The 1069-nt window shown below is 67.2% G+C and carries 3 protein-coding genes; all 3 read right to left on the bottom strand.

The window, feature by feature from the left end; genetic code table 11:
* The coding region (locus CTR53_RS21125; protein WP_290818470.1) for a gamma-glutamyl-gamma-aminobutyrate hydrolase family protein at positions 1 to 326 on the bottom strand (326 nt) is incomplete at its 3' end.
* Positions 327 to 382: 56 nt separating this feature from the next.
* Positions 383 to 727 carry a DUF3817 domain-containing protein gene (locus tag CTR53_RS21120; protein ID WP_290818473.1) on the bottom strand — a complete coding sequence of 115 codons (345 nt, stop codon included), beginning with the start codon at positions 725 to 727 and terminating at the stop codon, positions 383 to 385.
* A 2-nt stretch (positions 728 to 729) separates the two neighbouring features.
* Positions 730 to 1069: hypothetical protein (locus tag CTR53_RS21115; RefSeq protein WP_290818467.1), on the bottom strand; the 340-nt coding region annotated here is incomplete at its 5' end.

Below are 1069 nucleotides of genomic sequence, written 5' to 3'. Positions count from 1 at the left end.
CCATACTCACCCGTCCCCGTGTGGGCGACCGTGCCACCCAACGCCTGGACCATCGCCTGGAAGCCGTAACACATCCCGAACACCGGGACCCCGGCCGCCAACAGGGCGGGGTCAAGCGACGGTGCGCCCGCGGCATACACACTCGCGGGGCCGCCGGAGAGGATGACCGCAGCGGGATTCTTGGCGAGCATGGCCGCCACCGACATCGTGTGCGGGACGACCTCGCTGTAGACCTTGGCCTCGCGGACGCGGCGCGCGATGAGTTGGGCATACTGCGCGCCGAAATCGACGACAAGGACCGGCCGGGACTGCAACGTCTCACTCACCCGCCAAGCCTACCGAGGCGCTGGCCCCCCGCGTGGCGGTCGCCGCGGTGTCGCTCTCAGTAAACCCGAGCGAGGATGCCGTTGGTCTCCGCCGTGATCTTGCGCTCGGCGAAGAACGGCGCCAGCGGCACGAACCCACTGAGCAGGTTGACGACGATCCGCATCATCGGCCAGGCGAGTTTGAGGCCGAGGTTGGCGATCGACGCGGCATAGGCCATATAGATGAAGCCGTGGATGTAGGACCAGTTCTTCGTGAACCAGTTCTCCTGGTGCATCCCGTACTTCATGACCATCTCGACGACGAGGATGAACAACGCGATGCCGGCGACGATGGCGAGCACCCGGTAGATCCCCAGCGCCCGGCGGATCTGCAACGGTTTGGCCAGGTTGGTCGGATACATGCTCACTGCGTGGCTCCTACATCGGCGGTCGGCCCAGCACCCAGCGGAGGCACCGGCTGATGACGACGGTAGTCGTCGCGCACCATCTTCACCCACATCCAGAGGGCGAACGCCGCAAAGACCCACCACTGCAGCGCGTATGCCGCGTTGCGCAGGGTCAGCCCGGACGGCAGGTCGGGGGGCGGCACCCGCTCCATCCCGCCCGCTGCCGAGGCTCCCGTGGTCCCCGCCACCCCTTGGTCCGGCGTCTCGCTGATGTCGAAGAGGAAGGCGTTGTACACCTCGCCGCCCCAGTCGTTGAGCAGGGCGCCGACGTCGATCGATCCGATCTGCCCGTCGGGC

It is taken from the genome of Ferrovibrio sp. (assembly GCF_002796975.1).
Taxonomy (GTDB): Bacteria; Pseudomonadota; Alphaproteobacteria; order Ferrovibrionales; family Ferrovibrionaceae; genus Ferrovibrio.
The sequence above is the reverse complement of the archived record's forward strand: the minus strand, read 5'-3'. Positions and strand labels throughout refer to the sequence as shown.